The organism is Ruminococcus sp. AF31-8BH (genome assembly GCF_003460605.1).
GTDB lineage: Bacteria > Bacillota > Clostridia > Lachnospirales > Lachnospiraceae > Blautia_A > Blautia_A acetigignens.
In genome coordinates this window covers 35,655-56,427 of record NZ_QTVN01000018.1, presented here as the reverse complement: position 1 = coordinate 56,427, position 20,773 = coordinate 35,655, and the positions used below count along the sequence as shown (strand labels likewise).

General features: G+C 42.5%; 20 protein-coding genes. All 20 read right to left on the bottom strand.

The window, feature by feature from the left end:
* Nucleotides 1-9: 9 nt before the first annotated feature.
* Complete coding sequence (locus DWZ38_RS18460) at nucleotides 10-2,106, bottom strand: NlpC/P60 family protein (RefSeq protein WP_117854512.1); 2,097 nt, start codon at nucleotides 2,104-2,106, stop codon at nucleotides 10-12.
* Nucleotides 2,096-2,557: a hypothetical protein gene (locus DWZ38_RS18455; RefSeq protein WP_025577477.1), complete on the bottom strand. Its 462-nt coding sequence runs from the start codon at nucleotides 2,555-2,557 to the stop codon at nucleotides 2,096-2,098. The genes DWZ38_RS18460 and DWZ38_RS18455 overlap by 11 nt, the downstream gene beginning before the upstream one ends.
* Before the next feature lie 63 nt (nucleotides 2,558-2,620).
* Nucleotides 2,621-3,526, bottom strand: coding sequence for a phosphoadenosine phosphosulfate reductase family protein (locus DWZ38_RS18450; protein ID WP_330421669.1), 906 nt, complete (start codon nucleotides 3,524-3,526; stop codon nucleotides 2,621-2,623).
* A gap of 59 nt (nucleotides 3,527-3,585) precedes the next feature.
* Nucleotides 3,586-4,926, bottom strand: coding sequence for an LPD25 domain-containing protein (locus tag DWZ38_RS18445; protein ID WP_117467690.1), 1,341 nt, complete (start codon nucleotides 4,924-4,926; stop codon nucleotides 3,586-3,588).
* A gap of 83 nt (nucleotides 4,927-5,009) precedes the next feature.
* A complete protein-coding gene (locus tag DWZ38_RS18440; RefSeq protein ID WP_021650936.1) occupies nucleotides 5,010-5,375 on the bottom strand; it encodes a type II toxin-antitoxin system RnlB family antitoxin in 366 nt (121 codons plus the stop codon).
* Nucleotides 5,376-5,400: 25 nt separating this feature from the next.
* Nucleotides 5,401-6,840 carry a viroplasmin family protein gene (locus DWZ38_RS22355; protein WP_021650937.1) on the bottom strand — a complete coding sequence of 480 codons (1,440 nt, stop codon included), beginning with the start codon at nucleotides 6,838-6,840 and terminating at the stop codon, nucleotides 5,401-5,403.
* A 168-nt stretch (nucleotides 6,841-7,008) separates the two neighbouring features.
* The gene (locus DWZ38_RS18430; protein ID WP_055173282.1) at nucleotides 7,009-7,530 is read right to left on the bottom strand and encodes a JAB domain-containing protein; all 522 of its coding nucleotides are present in this window, start codon (nucleotides 7,528-7,530) and stop codon (nucleotides 7,009-7,011) included.
* Nucleotides 7,514-7,636 carry a hypothetical protein gene (locus DWZ38_RS23180; protein ID WP_255610470.1) on the bottom strand — a complete coding sequence of 41 codons (123 nt, stop codon included), beginning with the start codon at nucleotides 7,634-7,636 and terminating at the stop codon, nucleotides 7,514-7,516. The genes DWZ38_RS18430 and DWZ38_RS23180 overlap by 17 nt, the downstream gene beginning before the upstream one ends.
* Nucleotides 7,637-7,809: 173 nt before the next feature.
* Nucleotides 7,810-10,176: a VirB4-like conjugal transfer ATPase, CD1110 family gene (locus tag DWZ38_RS18425; RefSeq protein WP_055173279.1), complete on the bottom strand. Its 2,367-nt coding sequence runs from the start codon at nucleotides 10,174-10,176 to the stop codon at nucleotides 7,810-7,812.
* A gap of 130 nt (nucleotides 10,177-10,306) precedes the next feature.
* Nucleotides 10,307-10,807, bottom strand: a complete 501-nt coding sequence (locus DWZ38_RS18420) for a PrgI family protein (RefSeq protein WP_055056111.1) — start codon at nucleotides 10,805-10,807, stop codon at nucleotides 10,307-10,309.
* Nucleotides 10,808-10,830: 23 nt separating this feature from the next.
* A complete protein-coding gene (locus DWZ38_RS18415) occupies nucleotides 10,831-11,643 on the bottom strand; it encodes a DUF4313 domain-containing protein (protein ID WP_117689846.1) in 813 nt (270 codons plus the stop codon).
* 17 nt (nucleotides 11,644-11,660) lie between these two features.
* Nucleotides 11,661-12,605 (bottom strand): site-specific DNA-methyltransferase, encoded by a 945-nt coding sequence (locus tag DWZ38_RS18410; RefSeq protein WP_233435077.1) that lies wholly within the window; start codon nucleotides 12,603-12,605, stop codon nucleotides 11,661-11,663.
* Nucleotides 12,606-12,617: 12 nt separating this feature from the next.
* Entirely contained in the window at nucleotides 12,618-13,454 is an 837-nt protein-coding gene (locus tag DWZ38_RS18405; protein WP_025577460.1) for a hypothetical protein, read from the bottom strand.
* Nucleotides 13,455-13,501: 47 nt separating this feature from the next.
* Complete coding sequence (locus DWZ38_RS18400) at nucleotides 13,502-13,840, bottom strand: hypothetical protein (protein ID WP_021651237.1); 339 nt, start codon at nucleotides 13,838-13,840, stop codon at nucleotides 13,502-13,504.
* Between the two features lie 111 nt (nucleotides 13,841-13,951).
* Complete coding sequence (locus DWZ38_RS18395; protein ID WP_178105376.1) at nucleotides 13,952-16,033, bottom strand: VirD4-like conjugal transfer protein, CD1115 family; 2,082 nt, start codon at nucleotides 16,031-16,033, stop codon at nucleotides 13,952-13,954.
* A 42-nt stretch (nucleotides 16,034-16,075) separates the two neighbouring features.
* On the bottom strand, nucleotides 16,076-17,239 hold the full coding sequence (locus DWZ38_RS18390) for a PcfB family protein (protein ID WP_117689844.1): 1,164 nt from the start codon (nucleotides 17,237-17,239) through the stop codon (nucleotides 16,076-16,078).
* A gap of 10 nt (nucleotides 17,240-17,249) precedes the next feature.
* Nucleotides 17,250-17,669 carry a hypothetical protein gene (locus tag DWZ38_RS18385; protein ID WP_117854510.1) on the bottom strand — a complete coding sequence of 140 codons (420 nt, stop codon included), beginning with the start codon at nucleotides 17,667-17,669 and terminating at the stop codon, nucleotides 17,250-17,252.
* A complete protein-coding gene (locus tag DWZ38_RS18380; RefSeq protein WP_116441969.1) occupies nucleotides 17,670-18,623 on the bottom strand; it encodes a hypothetical protein in 954 nt (317 codons plus the stop codon).
* The gene (locus DWZ38_RS18375; protein WP_117854508.1) at nucleotides 18,624-20,039 is read right to left on the bottom strand and encodes a relaxase/mobilization nuclease domain-containing protein; all 1,416 of its coding nucleotides are present in this window, start codon (nucleotides 20,037-20,039) and stop codon (nucleotides 18,624-18,626) included. It abuts the gene before it with no gap.
* Nucleotides 20,040-20,042: 3 nt separating this feature from the next.
* Nucleotides 20,043-20,366, bottom strand: a complete 324-nt coding sequence (mobC, locus tag DWZ38_RS18370) for a plasmid mobilization relaxosome protein MobC (protein ID WP_025577448.1) — start codon at nucleotides 20,364-20,366, stop codon at nucleotides 20,043-20,045.
* Nucleotides 20,367-20,773 lie beyond the last annotated feature (407 nt).

Below are 20,773 nucleotides of genomic sequence, written 5' to 3'. Positions count from 1 at the left end.
TCTCCTTTCTTACTGCAAGCGGCTGGGTCTTCCATACAGCCCAATGTTCGACGGATTGAACGGGTCATTCACTACTCCACGTCTGCTGTTGGCTGCATGTACCATTCTGCCATTACCAACATAAATTGCCACATGGGAAATATTGCGGAACTGCCCATTCTGCTCATAAGAGTAAAAAATCAGATCTCCCGGCTCCAGTTCGCCTTCTGTAACTTCCAACCCATGTGTTACCATAAATTCTCCCTGGGTAGAGGCAATCGCCGGAAGGGAAATGCCTACCTCCTGATACAACCGCTGTACCAGGGAACTGCAATCATAATATCCTTCCTCATACCGGTGTTCCTGACTGTATTTGCAGCCTACCTTCGTCAGTGCCAGATTTGCAACGTCACTTCCTACGCCAAAGGAAGGGATCTCATTTCGGAATTCCTCACTCATGACTTCCCTTAAAAGTTCTTCTTCTTTTTCGGTCAGCTTTCCAAGTGCAATATAGTCCTCATAATTCAGGTTCTTGACGTAGCAGCCCTTCTTTGTTACCGTAATCTCATTTTCGTCCCCATCTGCCAGAAACGCTTCAAAAGTCTGATGTCCCCAGGCAGACGCAGTTGCATGATCTGCACAGAAAACATCAAATTGTACCCCATACCGGTCAAATGCTCCGGTATCTTCTACGGTATATTCAATCCCGTTCATAATGATCCTGGTTCCCATAGGGACAAAGGGGTTTTGTGCATCTACTGCAATGGTATGGTCCGGTTTTGGCATGACACCGGAGGCTGTAGGTCCTCCTGCCCACTGTCCACAACAGATACTGCACTGGCAATAACCGCTGGTGACAACATTTCCCAGGCTTTCCCCTGCCTTTATGGTGGTGGTTATGGTCGTGTTTTCAAAACTGTTCATTTCATCAAAGATTTCCTTCAGCTTGTCCTTATGCCGCTGATCCATATCCACACCTATATCCCCGGTTCCATACTTCACCATATAAACCATTAAAGTATCATAGTAATTACTCACATAATTCCCGTTTTTCTCATGGAGATAGGTAACTGCCCCATCTTCCCCATTTTGTCCAAGTTTTGTATTAAAGTCCATGTAGTAACCGCTTAAAACTTCTCGGACGGTAGGGTTCTCCTCAGACGGATTTGGCATGAACGCACCAAGTGGCGAACAGTATAAGAGGAAAAAGATAATCACTACAGGGATTGCCACCACAAGAAGAATACTGAACAGCGGAGCCAAAAGCGCCCCGGCAAACTGGACCACCTTCAGCATAAACACAGAGGCTTTCATCTTTACAATATCTTTTGCCACCTGTGCCAAACTGTCCTGCTGCCCATTTCCGGTGAGCTTATTGATCATATACTGGATTTTTCTCTGCCGGACTGCCTGTTTTTTCTGTTTCTCCATCTGTTTCTTTTTCACTGCTCTTGTTTGTCTGTAAAACTGCTTATTGGTGATCTTCCCATCTGCCTGTTTTACCTTTAATTCCTGCTCTGCCTTTCTATAATTCCGATCCTTCCACAGCTTTTCTGCCGGTTTTGTTGCTGTCCCCATGACATAAAGGGAATCATTGACTTCCTCCCCGCCCTCTAACTGGGTCAATATAGCAGCCTCTCCCCGGCGTACCCCTTTTATGGCAGTCTGCTTCGCCAGGGAAGATTTTTTTGTTTCCGCCAGCTTTGCAGCCTGTTCCCTCCGATACTGTTCCTTCGCCTGGAAACCAGCAGAGGGCTGACTGTTTGGTGCTACCCCCTGTTTCATCTGATCCGGCTGTAAGGTTCCCGGTACAGATACGGTGCTTTTGGCCTTTCCATTTTGTTTTCTATCTTCTGCTGCTCCCCGGATTGCTGCCTCTTTCCCGGCTTGCTTTTTCTTTTCCTTTTGTTTTTCAAACAGCGCTTCTCTGCCCTGCTCCGGCTGTTTCCCTTTTTCTGCCCCTTCTTTTTTCTTTCTCTGCCCTAAAAGATCGGCCACCGGCTTAGAGGTAAAAGCAGCTTTCTTTTCCTTTGCAGATAAAATAGGATTTTTCTTATGCACCGTCACCTGGGCTTCTTTTTTTAATTTCAGCTCCGGCTCTTTTTCTTTTTTTACCTTAATCTCCAAAGCAGTCCCCCTCTCCGGGGTTTAATTCTTCTGCCTGATACCAGAGCGCCTGAAACAGATACCCCTGTTCCTTTTCTCTGGGTGGTGGACCGTACTCCTTTTCCAATTCCTGAAAGGCTTCCATAAGGTTTCCGGAAAATTCCTGGTAATCATCTTCTGTCAGGATATATTTTTCACTGAACAGTACCTGCTCCAATTCCCCCACTTCTACCAAATGGTCTATGTCTTCCGGGGAAAGTGGCGGTCCCAGTCTGTCATAAGTCTTTTCTTTCAGGTAGGAAAACTGATAAAGTTCCGTCTGCTGCGGTAAAATCTTCTCCTTACTGCCATCAAAGAGCAAAAAAATAGCTTCCGCTTTTAAGAAAACGGAAACCTCAGCTTGCTCACCATATTTTAGTGCCTGCTCCTTAGAAGGAAACTCCAGCCAGTCCGGAATACGGATTTCCAGCATCCAGGCTTCATACTGCAGTCCAAAAGATAATTGATATTTTGCGATAATTCCTCCTCCCTTCCACTACAAATAGTCATAATAAATCTCATTGGTATCTTCATGAAAGGACAATTCATACTGTCCGGGGATACCAGGATCCTCCATCCACCAACGGAAAAAAGCATCTACATCTGACCATAAGCGGGAATTGCACTGCCTTCCTGCAGCTTTCCTTAACTCCAGCATTTTAGCAAAAGCCCGCCGGTAAGCCCTCTCATAGGTCGGGAAGATGCGGAACTCCCGGTATCTTTGTTTTCCTGCCATAGGACAGCCTACACAGCCAACCCAGTGAAATCCCATTTCGTAAAGAGGGTTCATGGGTATTTTCTCTGCCTGGATATACTCCCAGACCTGCTGGTCACTCCAGTCAACAATGGGATTGCATACGTGTTTGCCCCTTGACAGGCATGATTCAAAGAGTCGCCTGGTATCATCATTATCATTATTTAAAATAATGGCACGTTTTTTTCCATTTGGGACAAAGTTTTCATAAATCCCCCTGTTTTTCCTCCGCTTTCGGCTTTCTGCCCACCGGACACCTGTGGTGATAAAACGCCCAGCCCCACCATTTTCTTTTAGAACCTCACAACAATACCGGATAGTCCTGGTAGGAGGGATCATTTTCATGGGGATCAGGCTCCACATAGTTATCCGCTGCCCTTTATAGTAAGGTTTATTGATACTACAAGTTATACCGGCCTGTTCTGCCTTCTGAAACTGTTCCCTCACATAATAAATAGTCTGTGGGGCATCTGCAGTAGTCAGGTTGTGCATCAGTTCAAATGGCACGCCGGAACGCCGTACCAGTTCCCTGCATACGGCGCTGTCTTTTCCTCCACTGTCCGTCACTACCAAAGGAAGCCCATAATGTTGCAGGGACATCTGGCTGGCAGTGCGGATACGTTCTATTGCTGTTTTTTCTAAATCCAATTTTTTTCAGGAGGGAAGATATCTTTTACATGGCCAAAACTCCGCCTCCTTTCCTAATTTTATCTGCCGCCCCTTTTTGGCGGCTCATATCCATTTGCTGCATACGCTTCTACGGTCATACCGTATGACTCTGCTTCCTGTCGTATCTCTTCCATAACCTGTTCTTTGTATGATTTATCCGGACAGGCAGTTGCAAAATCCCGGATATCCGGCATACAAGGCAGCTCCTTCCCTGTATTTAATGCAATCCTGCTTTCCCGGATATAGGCAAGCATGGCTTCCTGATATGCTTTTCGTGATGCGTCCCCCTGCGTCAGTAAAGGGACTTTCTTTTCTATTTCCTGTTCTTCCAGAACCGCTGTTTCCAGTTTTTCCAGGTTGCAGAAATACTGAAGGGTAGGAAGCATCTCCTCCAGTACCCATCTCATTTGCTGTTGTTCATGTTCCCATTCTTCTGTTGTCCTGGCGGTCTGTTTCATAAGCTGCTGCCCTTCTTCTGTATGGAGATAATAATCTGCAAATGCTTTTACATGATCCAGCAGATTTCCTTCCCCGTCACCAAAATCCTGGCGCCCGGTATAAGACATGACTTCCCCCTCTGAGAGAAAACAGATTTCAAAATGTGTTTTGTAATAACCTGCCATATCTTTCTCTTCCACTGCCTGCCGATCCAGCTTTCCGAACAATTCTACCGCTTGATTTAATGGCATGGCTTCTTCCAATGGAATGTCCGGGTGTTCACTGATCCGCACATACACAAAGGGTTTCAAGTCCACCGGCGGAATAAGTTTTACCTGTTCCAGTGTTGTCTTTAGCTTGTCTGCCTGTTCTTTCAACTCTGATTTCTGCTCAAATATCTTGCTTCCCAGCCACCTGCTGTATTCCTCTTTTCCGTCTTGACATAAGGCTTTCCATATAATAGCTTCCTTATGTTCTGCTTCTTTCGGATAAAAGGTATGGTAAAAATCAGGGTCAAGATTTTTTTCCAGTTTAATCATTTCATCTGCAAAAACAGTAGCCTCCAAGGTTTTCTCTGTTAAAAGCCCTTTGGTATCAATGACTTTTGTTTCCGGAAGATAAGCACTCAGTTCCCTGGCAGCTATAAAAACCTCTGGGTATTGGTTTTGATCATAGATATCTCTCAAAAGATCCACATCCAACTCCCCGTTATAAACCAGGGAAAATTCCAATGGAATACCATCTTCTTCCTCCACATGAAGCCCAATTCCTTTTCCTGCATTCAACCTTTCAGAAGGAATACTCTGATAGATCTTTACTGCCTCTTCTGCACTGTGGATATCCTCCCTGTATTCTCCATAGCGGTTAAATTCCATACATTCTGCCACATAATACGTTGTCAAACGTCCGGTGGCATTCTCGCCCATCTCACCTTTTTCCACGTAGCAATACCTCCTTTTTATGCACAAAAAAAGCACTACCGTTTTTAGCGATAATGCTCTTTGTGTTACTTCTTATTTTCTTTTTAAATGATACAGCCATGCTCAATCAGCTTCTGCTGTCTGGTCGTTAAAATAGAATATTCAAGGCTTTCCCTGTCTTGATGCAAGTAAAAACAAACAGGTTCCCTTAATTTGCTCTTTTTCGGAACAAGCTCAAAGGCAAATTGCCCACTGTCAAACCGGGCACCATCAAAGTATCCCTGAATAAACCGTTCTTCCGTATTCCCACTATGTAGCAATTCATCAATCATTACTACACCGATATAGTGTTTTTCCCTTAGCGAAGCCTCAATCTCTGCAAGGTAATCAAAAGGAGGCTCGCTAGTCTTCATAACCACAAGAATATTTTCTTTTTCTTCACTTATCACAATCATATCAAAGTTATTCATCTAACTTACTCCTTTCTCCTAATTTCTAAATCACTTCATAATATTCATCAATAATCGCCAATGCTCTTTTAATCAAATCATGAGCACCTTTTATATCCAGCATCTTTGTAGTATCAATTGGTGCTGTAGGGTCATCCCAATGTTCTATTGGATGGCGATTGCTGTTATAAAACGTATAAATATTTCCAATATACTTTACCTGCTCAGGCTTTGCATTTCCATATCTCTCTGGTTTCAGCTTATATTTTACACCTATTTTATCAAACATATCAAAATGATTTTCTTTGATGTACTGCGCATTTGGTATAATACCACATTCTATTAATGCTATTTTTAATTGTGCTTCTACAACACGAATTGCCGGCTGAGCCAAATATGTTCCATCAAACATATCATCTGTGACCTTTAAATTATACACAGCCTGATGAAGAGATCTTTCCATTTTCTTAGACGGTAGCTTATCATAAGCATTTGGCATATAAAACTGAAATTCAGAGCGAACCTCGTCTTTATCTATGTTAAGATTATATGTGTCATTAAAAATTTTAGGAATTTCTTCTACTTCTATTAATTCAGTAATATATCCAATAATAGTAGAAAATAACACTTCTGGTCTTCCTTGCATTACTACTTTATTATGCTTTTGATAATGTGTCACAACTACTCTATCTTTACTTTTGTTACATTTTAAAGAAACTGCTTTTCCATGAGCAATCTTTTTTTCATCTATAATTAGATTGTCTTTTCCAATTTCATCAACAGCAAGTGCTATAACTGTTGACAAATCTTCATCTGAAATTCCCTCAACTGTAAACCAAAAATCGCCTCTTTTAACTTTAGGAATCCCATTACCTTCTGTTAAAGCAGCTTTGGCTAATTTATCTGCTTCTTCATTATAATGATCTCCAGAATGAGCTTTTACCTTTTGATAAGAAATTTTTAGAATATCTGATTTACTCTTCATAAAATTTGCATATTTCTGAGTAAGTGTATTCTTTGCCTTCCATTCTCCTTGAGCCCACTTTTCAATTCCTTCATAATCATAACGAAGTTCTAAGTTATGATAACCATTCTTAATTGCCCATTGTACTGCATACATAGCACCAAGCATTTCACCAGCAACATTTCTAATTGCTAAAGAGTCCGGTTCATTTCCATTTCCTGATTCTCTAATAGTTTCTCCTCTTGGTGTAAGAATAATACACCCAAAAGCATATTTTCCTATTTTCTCATCAAAACTACCATCTACATATACAACTAACTGGTTTGTTGTGTTCTCTTCTATATCTACTTTTTTAATTTCTTGTATCCTATTCTCTAAATAGTTTTTCGCTTCCTCTTCTGTTTCAAAACCTTTATACTCTGCTCCCGGATATCCACTTACCGACTCTTTACACTCATTCCATGAATAAAACAAACCGGTTTGCTTACCCTTTTTTACAGCATAAACTTTTTTCTTTGCCATGTATACTCCTTCAAGATTTGGGATTATAGCATAATACAACCTGTTCGTCAAGAATTTTATGTTTACACTTTGACGATATTTGTCTATTTAGCTACTTTTATTTTCTGTTTCTTATTTTATTATACATGTTCTGTCAAAACCAGTCAATGTATTTCACTGTTGCAATAATTAATGTACCTTCTCTTTCTCACTCTTTACATAAGGAAGAGATTGCTCTGCTGCTACTTCTTCCATTTGAAAGTATTCTGGCAGTATGTTTTCTTCCCTGAAACTAAAATACCGGTTCTCAGCCACCACGATATGATCCAACACCTCAATCCCCATAAGATTGCCGGCTTCTGCCAATCGCTTTGTCACTTCTATATCATGCCTGCTTGGTTCTGGATCACCGGAAGGGTGGTTATGTGCCAAAATGATACTGCTGGCATTGGATAAAATCGCAGATTTGAATACTTCTCTTGGGTGAACCAGTACACTATTTAACGTTCCCATACCTACTACGTTGACATTAATAACCTGGTTTTTTGTCCGAAGGTTTAAAATACAGAACATTTCCCGGTCACAATCTTTTAAAAAATCCTGAAAGAGTTCTGCCACATCACAGGGATTTTTTAATTCTTTACTACTGTATAGAGGAGGTTCTTCCACCAGGCGTATACTTACCACATCTATTTTATGTGTCTTCTCCATGTTCTTCCTTTCCAAAACAAATCTCCAGCATAATTCCCTCCGGCAGATTTTTTAAAAGTCTTTCCAACTGTTCTAAATTCATTTCTATTTGATATGTTTCAGCCATTCTGCCACCTTTCCCATGATATACAAAAAGAGTGCCTGATAAAAGAACTGCACTCTTTTTGTCCTATCCTTTTTCTACTTTACCGACTTATAATTTTTGCTGTTGCCTAATTTTTTCTCGTCTGTCATACCTTTTCCTTTACAGATAAAAGAAAAAGTTCCTTTCAGATTACATTACTCCTGCTTTGTCTGCAACGCCTTTTCGTGAAGGTTGGTATTGAAAAGCGCATACAGCGGATTGGCTTCTTTTTCCATACGGTTATCAAATGGAATACAGGTATTTCCATACTTAATGATCCCCGTACCGGAAGGAGAATTATCTACATATTTTAATTGTGCTTCTGGAATTCCTGCTGCAGTGGATAATTCCTGACTGTCTACATTGGACTGCTTTAACAGGGCAATAAACTCACTGTTCCCCAGCATGGTCATGGCTGTATAGTTCTGCAGCATATCAACCAAATTTTGGGTGATTCCTGTGCATAGTCCCCCTTGCTTCCTCACTTTTTTCCAGAGGCTGAACAAAAATTTCGCACTATACTCCCGGTCAAGAACCGTATGGAACTCATCTATATAAAGCCAGGTTGCCCTTCCTTTCTTTGCGTTTTCTGCAATCCTGGCACTGATATTTTCCAGCATGACCAGAGTGGAAATGGCTCCCAGCTCTTTCCCCAGGTCCCTGGTACCATAGACAATGAACCTTGCCTGTACATTCACATTGGTATGGTTATTGAAAATATTTAAAGAGCCATTTACAAACAGCTCCAACGATAAAGCAATGTCCTTTGCCTCTTCTTCTGGCTGCTCCAACAATAACTCATAAAATTCTGACATGGTAGGGATATGCTTTTCCCTTGCCTTTGCAATGTCGATATACAGCTTTCGTACACAACGGTCTATAATGGATTTATGGCGGCTGTTTAGATTATCCCCGTAACATTGTTCACACAGCCCCAGCATAAATTCCCCTTTATCTCGGATATATCCCTGGGAATCGTTTAAATCCAGCGCCCAGACATCCATCTCCAAAGGATTGATGTAATTCTTTGTATAGGTAGACAGGTTAATGATTGCCGCCTGGTTTCCCAGGGCTTCTGCAATATCAAAATATTCCAGTGTCGGATCGATACAGATAATATCATCATCTGTTCCTAAGAACACCTGCAGCATTTCCGACTTACTGAAATAGGATTTTCCGGAGCCGGGGACACCGAATACCATTCCATTTCCATTTGCCAGTTTTTTCCGGTTTCCAATGCAAAGGTTATGAGAAACCTGGTTAATGCCATAGCAGACGCCGGACTTTTCGTTTAATTCCTGTACATTAAAGGGAAGAAGGGCTGCAATATCCCTGGTGAGCATGGTCCGCATTGTGCTGATCTGCCGGTTTCCCACTGGAAGTATGGTATTCATAGCTTCCCTCTGCTGATAATAGTGGGTTTCAATCTGGCACATGCGTCCATTGCCGATATTTTTAATGGTTTCGGTTACACTGTCTAACTCCTTCTTGTCCTCTGCCATGATCAAGAAATTAACCCCTGTATAAAACAGGTTCTGGTCATTTTCCCGCACGTCGTCCATAAGATTTACAATCTTCTCCTTCTGGACTTTCTTGATATGAGAAATGTCACTGGAAAAGTCGTTATTTTTATTACGGACTCTCTGCTGCTTTAAAATATCATTTTCAATGCCCAGATATTTCTTCTGAAGAACCTTATTTGCCAGTTCTTTTGGTACTGGTACAATGCAGATTGTAGTGATGCTATGAACCGGAAGACTGGTAATCTCATTTAAAAAGGTATCCGATAAAGAAGACGGATATTTTTTAATGAATAATGCCCTGCATTTTTTCCGTTCCGTTTCAAAATAACCTGGGTAAAACTGCATATACCCTGGTGAAATATCATTTTTAGGATCACCGCCCTTTTTTAACGCCTGTCTGAAATCAAAGGAGAATTGTTCTTCTTCCCCTATACGGTAAAAATTGAAAAGTACCCGCAGCCGCTCTTCTGCATTTAATTCTTCAATGCAGGAACCAAGTTCTCCAAAGTTCTGTTTTAAGGTAGCTTCAAAAGTGGCAAAAAATGCTTTTGCCTGTTCGTAGGATTTCCGTTCTACACATACAGTCAGCAGTTTTTCCTGCTCAATCCCCTGCCTTCCATCTACAATGCGCTTTTCAATAATCTGATTATAACTTCCACGCAGCCAGTTAAAACCATCTCCTTTTTCCTGGAAAAGTACATGCTCCCGGAAATCCTGCATATTTTTATTCCGATTAAAAATGGTAATAAGAAAATATATATCAATGGCATTTACCGTCTTACAATACTGCTTTAAAATCCGCATCTGTTCTTCTGCACCTGCGGTTACATAGTTAATATCCAAAAAACGGTATGTCCTGGAATATATCCCCTTCCCTACTTCAAAAATGCCATTTTCTGCAATTCTCCCAATCCCCATGACTTCCTGAAGATATTTCGGGGATTTTACTGCTTTATCTGCTTTTTTTAACTGGTCAAACTTATCTGAAAAAATTGACAATCTCTAATTTCCTCCTTTCAGGCAGATGGGACCACAAACACAGCAGCTTCCATCTGCCGCTACATGTCTGTGTATCCCTCTCCTGAAATGGAGAGCAGGCGCTATTTCACGCCTTGATTGAATATTCTGGTCAACGGTACATCTTATACCACACCGCTGCTGCCGCACCAAGTACAATCATCACTACCGTTACAATTCCCATACGGATTGCCTTCTTTTTCACCACGTTGACATCACCACCTTTCTTCTCTTTTTTCTGTTCCTTTTTCCTTTGCTGTACTTCCCGTTCTTCTTCCTGACGGGTTTCCATATAAATCTGTTTCAGTTCCTGCACCGATTCCGTAGAGCCATACACCAAAGGGCGGTTAAAAAAGGAAAAATAAATCATCTTCCCTGCAAACTGCCAGAATGTCAGCCCATGATAGTTATAAAACCCAGTCAGTGCCAGAGGTACAACAAAAGGGGTTGCCACATAACAGCTCAAAGTAATCCCGATTTTTTCATACAAAAGCAGGACAATCCCAGTTCCTACGCCCAATGCCAATGCCGAAAACAAAAACTGTTTTGCTGTAAGTCCTAGAACCAGGGATTCTTTATAATGCTGTAGGTCCTCACTTAATTCAATCTCCATACATAACCTCCTGTATCTGTTTTTTATCTGCTCTGTCTTCGCTCTTCCTGCATGGTTTTCTGTAATCCATGTTGATTGCAAAAGGCGGCAACCCCAGCCTGGTCAAACTTACGCAGCTCCTCCAGATGAAATTTCACCACCGCGTACTGCCCCATACCGGATTGTGCCTTCCAGGGAAGCAAAGTTCCCAGTCCATGCTCCTGAATAAATTGGATATTTTCCTTACTAAAATCACCGCTGATACAGGCAGTTCCAGGTTCCAGGCAATATCCGGGAAGGTTTACGGTCAAATCTGAAAACGGTTCCCACGCCCCATCTTCCTTACTATACAGTTCCACATAAAGGTTCTGGTTCATTGCGTAATAATCTACCCGCAATGCCAGTTCTTCGGTTTCATACGCCCATTGAAAATCTGCTGTTTTGATTTCCTTTTGAAATTCTGGATTTTTTACTTCTCCCCGTTCCTGGTATGCCTGCTCATAGGCTGCATATCCCTCCGGGTCCAATTTCTTTAAAGTTTCTTCCTGAAATTCAAACAGTGGATATTCCATACAACCAGAACAGCAAATTTCTTCTTTTAACTGTCCAAGCCCGTTTTTTTTGATAAATTCTACGATCTGCTCCAGATCATAGCCTGGGAGCAAAAAGGTCTGGTTCTTTTCCAGCGGAATTCCCATATCTGTGGTCAATTCAAAAAGTTTCCATATCTCTTCCTCTTTTTCCGTAAACACACAAACTTTGATGTTTTTATCAGCCGGATAAGTTGCAACTTCCAGCCAGACCTCATAGATCTCCCCATTGCCAAAATCCAGGCTGAGTTTTTCTTCCTGTTCCATTTACATATCCTCCCTTCTTACCGGCTCCTGCTCTTTGCAGACAGAAGCCTTTCTTTTCCCTTTTCAAAATATTCTTCATTAATTTCAATGCAGATTGCATTCCGTTCATTTAAAAGTGCTGCTTCCCCCAGGGAAAACGAACCTGCAAACTGATCCAGTACCCACTCCTTTTCTTCTGTTACAAATCCAAGGATCTGCTGCAAAAGTTGCACTGGTTTTTCTGCCTGATGAATACGGGAGTTTTTCCCTGGCGGTTCAATGTCAAAGACCGTTGGAAGCATTCCCCTGGCGCCTGACATATAGTGGGATATTCCTGGCTCCGCCTTATCCTTTTTCGCATCTGGGCGTAAATTCCTGGCTTTTCCTTTCGTAAAAAATGCAATCTCTTCCGTATTTTTAGATTTTCTTCCCGTATTGGCAACGAAATTTCCTTTTTTCCAGGCGACTTTTGCATAATATTCAAGTCCTGCTTCTTTCGCCATTTTTTTCATCTGATAGAGGTATTCATAATTTTCCCCATTTTCTTCCGGCATGAACTCTACCAGAAAACACCCTTTTTTCAACACCCGGTATTTTTCATCAAAGTCTTCCTGCGTATATTGAAAACATTCATAGGCGGCAAAATCCCGGTTTCCCCCTTTCAGGCTTTTTTTCAGGTCATAAGCATGGTCTGTAATAATGGCATCTATACTGTTATCTTTTAAAAAGCTCAAATCCCTGCCATTTCCCTGAACCAGCATACAAGTTACCTCTTCTCCGTCCTGTTCTTTGGTAACCGTATAGACTCCTTTGGCTATCCTGGAAAAAAGCCCCTTTTCTATTCCCTCATAAATTCTTGCCCGGATACTGGGTTCTTTTACCTCTTTTACCTGTTCTACACAAGCCACTGCTTCTTTAAGGCTGAAGCATTCTGCGTCCTGAAAATATTCAAATAGTGTCATCTGTATCCCTTTTTCCTGCACAATCCTTTCCTCCTACAATCCCAGTGCCCTGGAAGTCAGGTTCTGCGCTCCTTTTACAGTGCCTACCGTCAGCGCAACCGTAAAGGTCATTTCCCCCAAATAAATCAGGGTTTTGGCCCAGTCCTCATAATCTCCGGTAAAGGTCGGAAGTCCGGAGGAAATAAACTGGTTACACAAAAGAATTGCCAGCGCCATTGTGACTGCCTCAAAAACGACACTGATAAAATATTTCATATAGGCTACAAAGGTATTGCTAAGCCCCCGGTTTCCAGCCAGGGTACTGCTGGCAATCGCCCCAAAAGGTACAATTACCATAATTTTCAAAAAGCGGAAATAAACATTGTACAGCAGGAAGAAACCACAGATAATAACGATTAAAGACAGGAAAACAGCAAGTATCAGGAACACGATACTGGTTCCAAATCCCAAATCTTTGATCACTTCTGCCTGCGCCGGGTCAATGGATAACTCCACACTCTGGTTTTGCCCCAAATGCCCCACCAGGTTTCCACAGGAAGTAAACAGGGCTTTCATAATGGTAATGTTATAAGATACCAGCCACTGTGCAATGGCAACCCGGATAAACATACGGAGGATTGCTTCAAACCGGATTTCTTCCCGGATATCTACCGACTCTGCACAAAACCCAATGACGAAAAAAAGGACTACCAGGGCAGAGCCTATCCCAACAAAAAGGGGTTCAATCCCTTCAATGATCCCCCAGGGCCCGCCTCCTTTGAACCCGGTAGGGGACTGTCCTAAAAGTTCAAATACGAGGCTGACCTGGTTATTCCAAAATCCAAACACGATTTCCAAAAGTGCAAGGATCGCCTCTCCTAAATTAAACATCACTTCACCTCTCTTCTTATCTGCTTATCTCAAAAAGAAGAATGGTTTTAGCTAATTCCCAGGAAAGTAAGAACGGAGGAAATGGCTGCCATAATAAGCCCTGCAACAATTCCTTTAATGGCACTGTTCATAGAAGAACTGTCCTGCTGTTGGTAAGCCTGTGCAAATTCCATCACGTTTTTTGCCAGGATAATCACACCCACCGCACCGATAATACTGATCACCAGTGTCTTTAAATTCATAAGCGGCTGTGTTACGTCACTTACCCCGGAAGCCATGACAGTCTGGGGGAACAGGGAAACAGTGGCAGCGCTTACTGCCAGGACTCCCAGTAGAGATTTTTTCAAGCGGTTCTGTTTCTTTCTGATAACCTCTTTGATCTTCATATCTTTTTACTCCTTTTCATGTGATTAATACCGCATTACGCAAAAAGACAGATTTTTGAAAACCTGCCCTGCGTAATGCAAAAACTACAGGTTTCCAAAAATCTGCCTTCTTTAATCCGAGGCTGTTTCTTTTGTAAATTTTTTACGGATTTCCTTCATCTTTTCAGCACTGTTTTTTGTATCTGCCATTTGAAGGATTTTATCATACGAAATTCCAGCACCAATGGCAAGCATGATTTCTCCCAACTGTTCCTCATTATAAACATGGCTTTCCAATAATTCAGAAAGTTTTTCTTCCTCTGTCTGTACCGGTTTTTCCGTTTTCTTCGGCGGCCTCACCTCCTCTACCGTTCTCTTCTTCTGGTTCTCTTTCAGCTCTTCCTCCGAAAAAATCTTCTTAGGAATAGGCTCATAAGAAAAAATTTCATCAAAAGACAGTTCCACAATCTGAACATCTTCTCCCTGTTCCTTTTTCTTCTTATAATAATCCAGGGATTCTTCACTTAAAATCTGTACCGCCTGTTTTTGGGCAGCCATTCTGTCATGGATATAAGGCGCAGCCCCGCCATCTTCTGTTTCCGAAAATCTGGAGTGTGCAAAAGTATTGTATTTCTTATCAATAATAGGATCACAACCCCTGATTAACAAAATACACTCTGAGTTATCCAGCTTTCGGGTTTCGTCCGGTGTCAAAAGCTCACGCCCCAGCACATCATAATTCCGGGAACTGCTCCCTTGCCGGCCTTTGGTTTCCCCACTGCTTTTTTTATCAATGGTTCCTTTTCCCAGGGACTCACTGATATACTTATGCGTGGACTGTTCATTCCCACCAAGATATACCAGAGAATCACAATTACCCGGTATGGTTTCCCAGGTTTTCTCAAACAAAGCCTTGATCTGGGCAAGGTTTTGGATAAAAATGGTACATGAAATATTCCTGGAACGCATGGTACTAAGGAGGCTGCAGTAGTCATCTGGCAATGGCACGTTGGCAAATTCGTCCAGCATAAAATTGACGTTAATGGGAAGTTTTCCATTGTAATGGAAGTCTGCCTGGTAATACAATTCCTGGAAAATCTGGGAATAAAGCATACCAATTAAAAAGGCATAACTCTTATCCGAATCCGGCGTTACACAAAAAAGTGCAGTCTTCCGGTTTCTGTCCCCGTCAACACCAAGCCCAATCTCCTCAATCTCCATTTCATCATGATCCAGAATCCGCAAAATTTGTGGGTTCTGTAACAATCCCAGCCTTGCATTTGCGGAAATGATGATACTCCTTACCGTATCTCCGGCACCCCGGACCACTTTATTATACTGGATTAAAGCAGGGTGATTGCTTCCCTTTTTTCTCTCCAGTCTGCGGAAACGCCGGTCTAAATCAGAAGGGGAACCGTCTGCATGGACTTCCGCCTCATTCAAAAGCTGCAGAACCATACGGAAATTCCTTTTCTCCATTTCACACTCCTGCCACACATAAAGAAAAATGGCCTGCAAGTACAAAGACTCGGCTTTCTCCCAGAATGGATCACTGGGCTGTGCGTTTTTCGGTGTGGTATTATTGATCAGGTTGGTAACCAGTTTTACAATATCTGTTTCAGAGCGGATATAGCGGAATGGATTATATCCGTTAGACTGCTCCATTTCCACCAGGTTCAGCACCCGTATCCGGTATCCATGCGCTTTCAGCATACCTCCGCAGCATCTTAAAATCTCCCCTTTGGGATCTGTAATGATCTGGGAAGCCCTGCTTAACTGAAGGAGATTGGGTTTCACCATGAACAAGGTTTTTCCAGCGCCGCTTCCTCCGATTACCAGGACATTTAGGTTTCTCCTGGTCTTTCTGGTATTCATGGACAGCCTGACATTCTGGGATAAGATCAGGTTATTGTGTTCATCTTTATCCGCAAACTGCTTTGCCACTTTTTTCGGATCTGCAAAAACAGCGGTACCAAATTCCTGTCCCGGCATATAGTTTTTCCGGCTGGTGACATACATGACCATACCAATCACATATACAAAAATCCCCAAAATGATTGCTTTTAAGGAAGTTTCGTTCCAATAATTGGCAAACGGGGCTACCATCACCTGATCCAGACGGTTTAAAAAATAATTGATATCCTTTCCGGGCTGATAACACACGTTCAAGAGATAACCTCCATAGCCGGAAGCTATGCCACCAATAAGATACATGCCCCAGGACTGTTTCTTCTTTTTCTGAATTGCTCCGGTTCTCTACCTCCTTTGCCCCTGTATGGTTCTTCTCCCTGCTTCCAGGTTCTGTTGTGCCTTCCTGTAATTCTGCTCCCTTCTTCTGCGTATCTTTTCCTGCTCCTGTCTGGCGCGTTCCCTGTGTACCGGGTCATAGCTTTCCCTATATAAATCTTCCCCCGAAGTTTTTCTAAGAAAACGGTCCTCCAGGTCTAAAATTGCATACTCCTTCTTCTTTTCCAATCCTGCAAAAATCGTCTTATGGTCATTAATCCAGCTAATTTCCGATTTATCCAGCCAGATAAATTCATTCTTACGGTACGGAATCCTGGTTTTGATATGATGCTCTGTTTCTTCATATACCAGCTTCTGGTCTATGGTAATGGCATTCACACCTGGATTGTTCCGTTTCTCCTTTTGGATACGCCGAATGACCTGCATCTTTTCTTCTGTTTCCTGGCTGCTTCCAGTGCTGCGTCTTTTGGCTTCCTCTTCCCCAAACAACTGTTTCCACTGCTGGGAATCTACCAATTCTTCAACCTGTTCCGGTGTCCTGGTCAGTGTCACCGTACCTTCCTTCCCTTTCTCCAAAATCCCCTGTTCTTCCATGTAGCAGATAATCGGCCAGATCTGAAGCCAGGTCATATTCAGACGGGAACGGACATCACTGATCTTCTCCACCTGGTTTTTCGCCAGCTCCCGCGCAACCAGTTCACACTCCTTCGACTCCGGCAGGGCAGGCTTTTTTACTTCTTCTACCAACTGCTCTACCTTATCCGGCTCTGCATTTTCATAGTATTCATCTAACGTCCCAATATTGGAATGTTCAATTTTTGCCATCATGGACTGAATACGGGGCGCTGCCTGGGAATGGAACAAAATTTCACTCATACCGTCCTTCTCATTTAAATCCGGCAAAATGGAATATAAAATCCCATACTTATTTGCCAGGGCTTTTACCCGCTCCAGGTCTTTTGTTTCAAAACGGAAAACCTGTAAATCGCCTCCCATTTTCAGGAGCTTTTGTACAGAAGTTTTCCCTGACAGTTTTTCCTGATCCAGAACTTTTTTAAATACCGCACAAATATCTTTTACAAACTGCCAGCCTGTATTTCCCATTTTCAGAATGATTTCTGCGCCTTCAAAGGAAACTTTAATAATCTGCGCCGCATCTTGTATTTCACTCATGCTCTCCCTCCTATCCCATTGCCCTGTCCTTTTTTACTGGAACAGCCGCCTTTATTTTTCCTTCTGTAAGCATGGCTTCCAGGTCATACTGGATATTTTCCTGTTTTAAGAGAGCCTCCAGCATGTGGTTTGCTTTTTCCTTTTCATAGGTCATATACTGAAGCTGAAAAATATAATTCTCAATCTGCAAAATATTTTCCGGAACCTGAAAAAACGGTTCAAGGTAATGATAAAGAATACGCTCTTTTTCTTCCTTTCCTGCATGAGGCGCCTGTAACTGCAAAATAATTTTTTCTACCTCTTCCATAGACTCCTTATGAAAAGCAATACGGTACAAATCCTGTTTCTGCTCCCTGGTAAGAAAGGGCTGTTCCTTTTCGGCAGTTTCCAAAAGGGAAAATGTTTTTACCACATGTTCAAGTTCTGCCATTTACACACCCGCCTTCCGTTTCCGCATCAAAAGGATAATTTCCCGCATTTTTTTCATTCTCTCTGGTGAAGGGCTGTTCTCCATCACCTGAAGAATTTCTGCATCTGCCAGCCCACTTTCTACGCACTGGCGGATTTCTTCCAACTGTTCTGCGGACAGGTTATATTCCAGAATTTTCTCCACAACACTTTTGGGTACTTTTTTCCCAAGCATGGCAATCCCAAGCAGCCGGTGCTTACTTTTTTGTAGCCCTTCCGCTGTTTGTATGCTTTTTTCTTCCAATACCACTTTTGTTTCCCTGGAAGCAGCTTCTGTTTTTTCCCTGTATTTTTCTGCTTCTTTTTTCAGATCCTGAATTTCCTGCTCTTTCTTTGCCAGCTTTTCTTTTAATTCCTGTATGTTTTTATCTTTATATTGCAGGTTCTCATACAGGTCTTTAATCTCCTGGTTTTTCTCTTCAACAACATGCTCCTTTACCAGAGAGGACAAGGCTGTAAAACGGTCATTGCTTTCCCGAAACTGCTGAATGGATTGTTCCATGATCCCCATAAGATTTTTCATATAAGAACGCATTTCTTCATCTTTCGGAACTTCTTTTTTTGCCTTTGACTCTTCCAGTTGTATCCGCATGGTCCGCATACGGCTGGCCGGCAGTTCATTTCCGGCATAGGTTTTCACCTCTTCCAGATCCAGCCCGTTTTTTAAGCCCTCTACGATTTCCCGTACCTGGAACTGGTTATAATTTCCTTCACATAAAAAGTCGATTTCCCCAATCCCTTCCATAAGCCCTATGATGATTGCTTTCATCACCGGGGCTTCCTGGTTACTCTTAACTACCTTCTGGATATCCGAAACAGGAAGACCAAAATCCAGCCCCATAGAAACTGCGTCCATCTGTTCTTCTTTTAAAACTTTCCGGCATTCTTCCAGATACCGTTGTCCTTCTACTGTCATTTACCCTCCTTTTCCTCTGCCCCTCGCAGACGGTTTCCTATTCTTTTCCTTCTGCTGTGCTTCCAACTTTTCTTTTTCTTCTGCTTTTTCATGCAGACGCTCTGCAATCCTTTTTTCTTTTAAGATTTTTTTCCGTTCAATCCGCAAACGCTCCTCTTTCTCAAAGAAATAAGCGTCTGTCTGTTCTGCCTCAGACAAGGAATATCCCATTTCTTTTAACTGCCCAAGAAGGTTTTGGTATGTCTGGTGGTCTTGAAAAAATTCCTGATACCCTTCCTGATAAAGTTTTGCTTCCATCTGTTTTTCCTGCAGCTTATTGAGAAGCAGAAGCATTTCCTCATAAGGAACCATTTCTTTTCGTAGCTGCTTTCTTGCCCTGCTGTTTTCCCAAAGCTGTTCCTTTGTTGCATCAGAAATGGCTTTCAACTGCGCCTTATCCTGTATGCGATAAGCTGCCAGAAAATCAAATTCCTCCTGCAATTTTTTCAATTCATGGATTGCTGCCCTGTATTTCCAGGTTTTAGAGTCTGCCATTGGTTTCCCCTGCCGGTACCTGCGAAGAAAACATTCCTTCTGGTATCTGGTCAAATGCCGCTCCCGGTATGGGATAAACACATACGTCCATTCTACCGGTATCTCCTCTCCGGTCATTTCCGGGACTGGAAGGCGTCCAAAACGCTGCCGAAGCCTTTCCTCTGTATATTCTTCCCCTAGCTGGTCAAGCCGCCTTGCCCTTCCTGCTCCGGGTTCCCGAACAGAAAGGCGCTTTCTCCCCCGCAACTCATATCCCATGCTGGAAAGATTTTCAAGAAATTCCTCATAAGAACCTGCGTCCTGTAATGCCTGGTCCACATCTCTTCTGATCCGCCTGTCCCGTTCAGCAAGAGATTTTTCTTCCTGTCCTTTTTGTTTGCGTTTTTCCTTTGCTTCTTCCAGATCCAGCACAGATAAACCATGCTCCCTGCATATCCGGTTGGTCAGAGGCTGAATGATGTTTTCCCAATCCCCGTTTTTATAATCGTATTTATATCCCGTAGTACAGCGTACTGAATTAAAAATAATGTGCCCATGAATATGGTCCGTATCATTATGGACTGCATAAACCGCTTCAAAATCCTTCCCAAGAAATTCTGTCACAAACTCTCCTACCACTTGGAAGGCTTCTTCTTCCGAAACCTCATCTTCCTCAAACGAAAGAATGAAATGGTAGCCCTGCCTTTTATCCAGCTTTCCAAAATGACGTTTGGTATCTACCATCTGGGATAATGCCTGTTCAGGAATACAGTTATGTCCACAGACATAGCGGCCATGTTCTGTTTTCTCCGGGTTCATAATATAGCGAAGACCGTTTGCCAGATGTTTTGCTGGATAACCCGTTTTTGCCTGTTTCATGTGCAGGCACTTTGTAATTGCCATAACCTACAGCCTTTCCTGCACCTGGCTTACCAGTGTTTTTATCTGCTTCAAAAACACATACAGACGGTGTTTATCTTCCCTGGAATAAAGGGCGCTGTTATTGTTATGGGTAATCTGGTTGATGTTTACGCCAATCCGGTTGATTTCCTGGTTCATGCGTTCCAGTTCCTGACGGATTTCCGGGTAATCCCTGGGACGGTTGGTAATCAGCATACGAAGGTACTGGGAATCGGAAAGCCCCATCTTTTCTGCCTGTTTTTGTAACTCTTCCAACTCCCATGAGTACAGCCGGATTTCTTTTCTGCATTTCATTGTTTCTTTTTTCATGCTCCCCCTTTCCTTATCTTTATCACATATTTCATCTACCGATTTCTACTCCAACGCTATCTGCTGTCAACTCCTAAGACCTGCTATCGGTCACCATATAACTTCCCGGTGTCCGGACTGGCTATGCCAGTCCTCTGCAAGATACGGATTTTACCGTACAAAATCCCATCTTGTTAGGGGGCACCCCCTAATACCCCGGATAAAATAGATAGCACAACGCAGATACTGATAGCAGACCTGCGTTCCATATAGGGAAAAACCGATAGCAGTTCAAAACATCTGCTATCGGTTTTTCCACTTCCTACTTCTATTTCTGCTAACAAAACCCCAGTTCTGTTAGCAAATCTGCCAGCCTCCTGTGTCTGATGTGACAGCAGTTCTTCCATTCTGCTATCAACGCCTTTTGC

What these genes read in the sequence shown, in the direction of transcription:
- DWZ38_RS18455 (WP_025577477.1), bottom strand. Translation starts at nt 2,557, where the DNA reads ATGCTGGAAATCCGTATTCCGGACTGGCTGGAGTTTCCTTCTAAGGAG.
- DWZ38_RS18440 (WP_021650936.1), bottom strand. Translation starts at nt 5,375, where the DNA reads ATGAATAACTTTGATATGATTGTGATAAGTGAAGAAAAAGAAAATATT.
- DWZ38_RS22355 (WP_021650937.1), bottom strand. Translation starts at nt 6,840, where the DNA reads ATGGCAAAGAAAAAAGTTTATGCTGTAAAAAAGGGTAAGCAAACCGGT.
- DWZ38_RS18430 (WP_055173282.1), bottom strand. Translation starts at nt 7,530, where the DNA reads ATGGAGAAGACACATAAAATAGATGTGGTAAGTATACGCCTGGTGGAA.
- DWZ38_RS23180 (WP_255610470.1), bottom strand. Translation starts at nt 7,636, where the DNA reads ATGGCTGAAACATATCAAATAGAAATGAATTTAGAACAGTTGGAAAGA.
- DWZ38_RS18420 (WP_055056111.1), bottom strand. Translation starts at nt 10,807, where the DNA reads ATGGAGATTGAATTAAGTGAGGACCTACAGCATTATAAAGAATCCCTG.
- DWZ38_RS18415 (WP_117689846.1), bottom strand. Translation starts at nt 11,643, where the DNA reads ATGGAACAGGAAGAAAAACTCAGCCTGGATTTTGGCAATGGGGAGATC.
- DWZ38_RS18405 (WP_025577460.1), bottom strand. Translation starts at nt 13,454, where the DNA reads ATGTTTAATTTAGGAGAGGCGATCCTTGCACTTTTGGAAATCGTGTTT.
- DWZ38_RS18400 (WP_021651237.1), bottom strand. Translation starts at nt 13,840, where the DNA reads ATGAAGATCAAAGAGGTTATCAGAAAGAAACAGAACCGCTTGAAAAAA.
- DWZ38_RS18395 (WP_178105376.1), bottom strand. Translation starts at nt 16,033, where the DNA reads ATGTATCTTATTGGTGGCATAGCTTCCGGCTATGGAGGTTATCTCTTG.
- DWZ38_RS18390 (WP_117689844.1), bottom strand. Translation starts at nt 17,239, where the DNA reads ATGAGTGAAATACAAGATGCGGCGCAGATTATTAAAGTTTCCTTTGAA.
- DWZ38_RS18385 (WP_117854510.1), bottom strand. Translation starts at nt 17,669, where the DNA reads ATGGCAGAACTTGAACATGTGGTAAAAACATTTTCCCTTTTGGAAACT.
- DWZ38_RS18380 (WP_116441969.1), bottom strand. Translation starts at nt 18,623, where the DNA reads ATGACAGTAGAAGGACAACGGTATCTGGAAGAATGCCGGAAAGTTTTA.
- DWZ38_RS18375 (WP_117854508.1), bottom strand. Translation starts at nt 20,039, where the DNA reads ATGGCAATTACAAAGTGCCTGCACATGAAACAGGCAAAAACGGGTTAT.
- mobC (WP_025577448.1), bottom strand. Translation starts at nt 20,366, where the DNA reads ATGAAAAAAGAAACAATGAAATGCAGAAAAGAAATCCGGCTGTACTCA.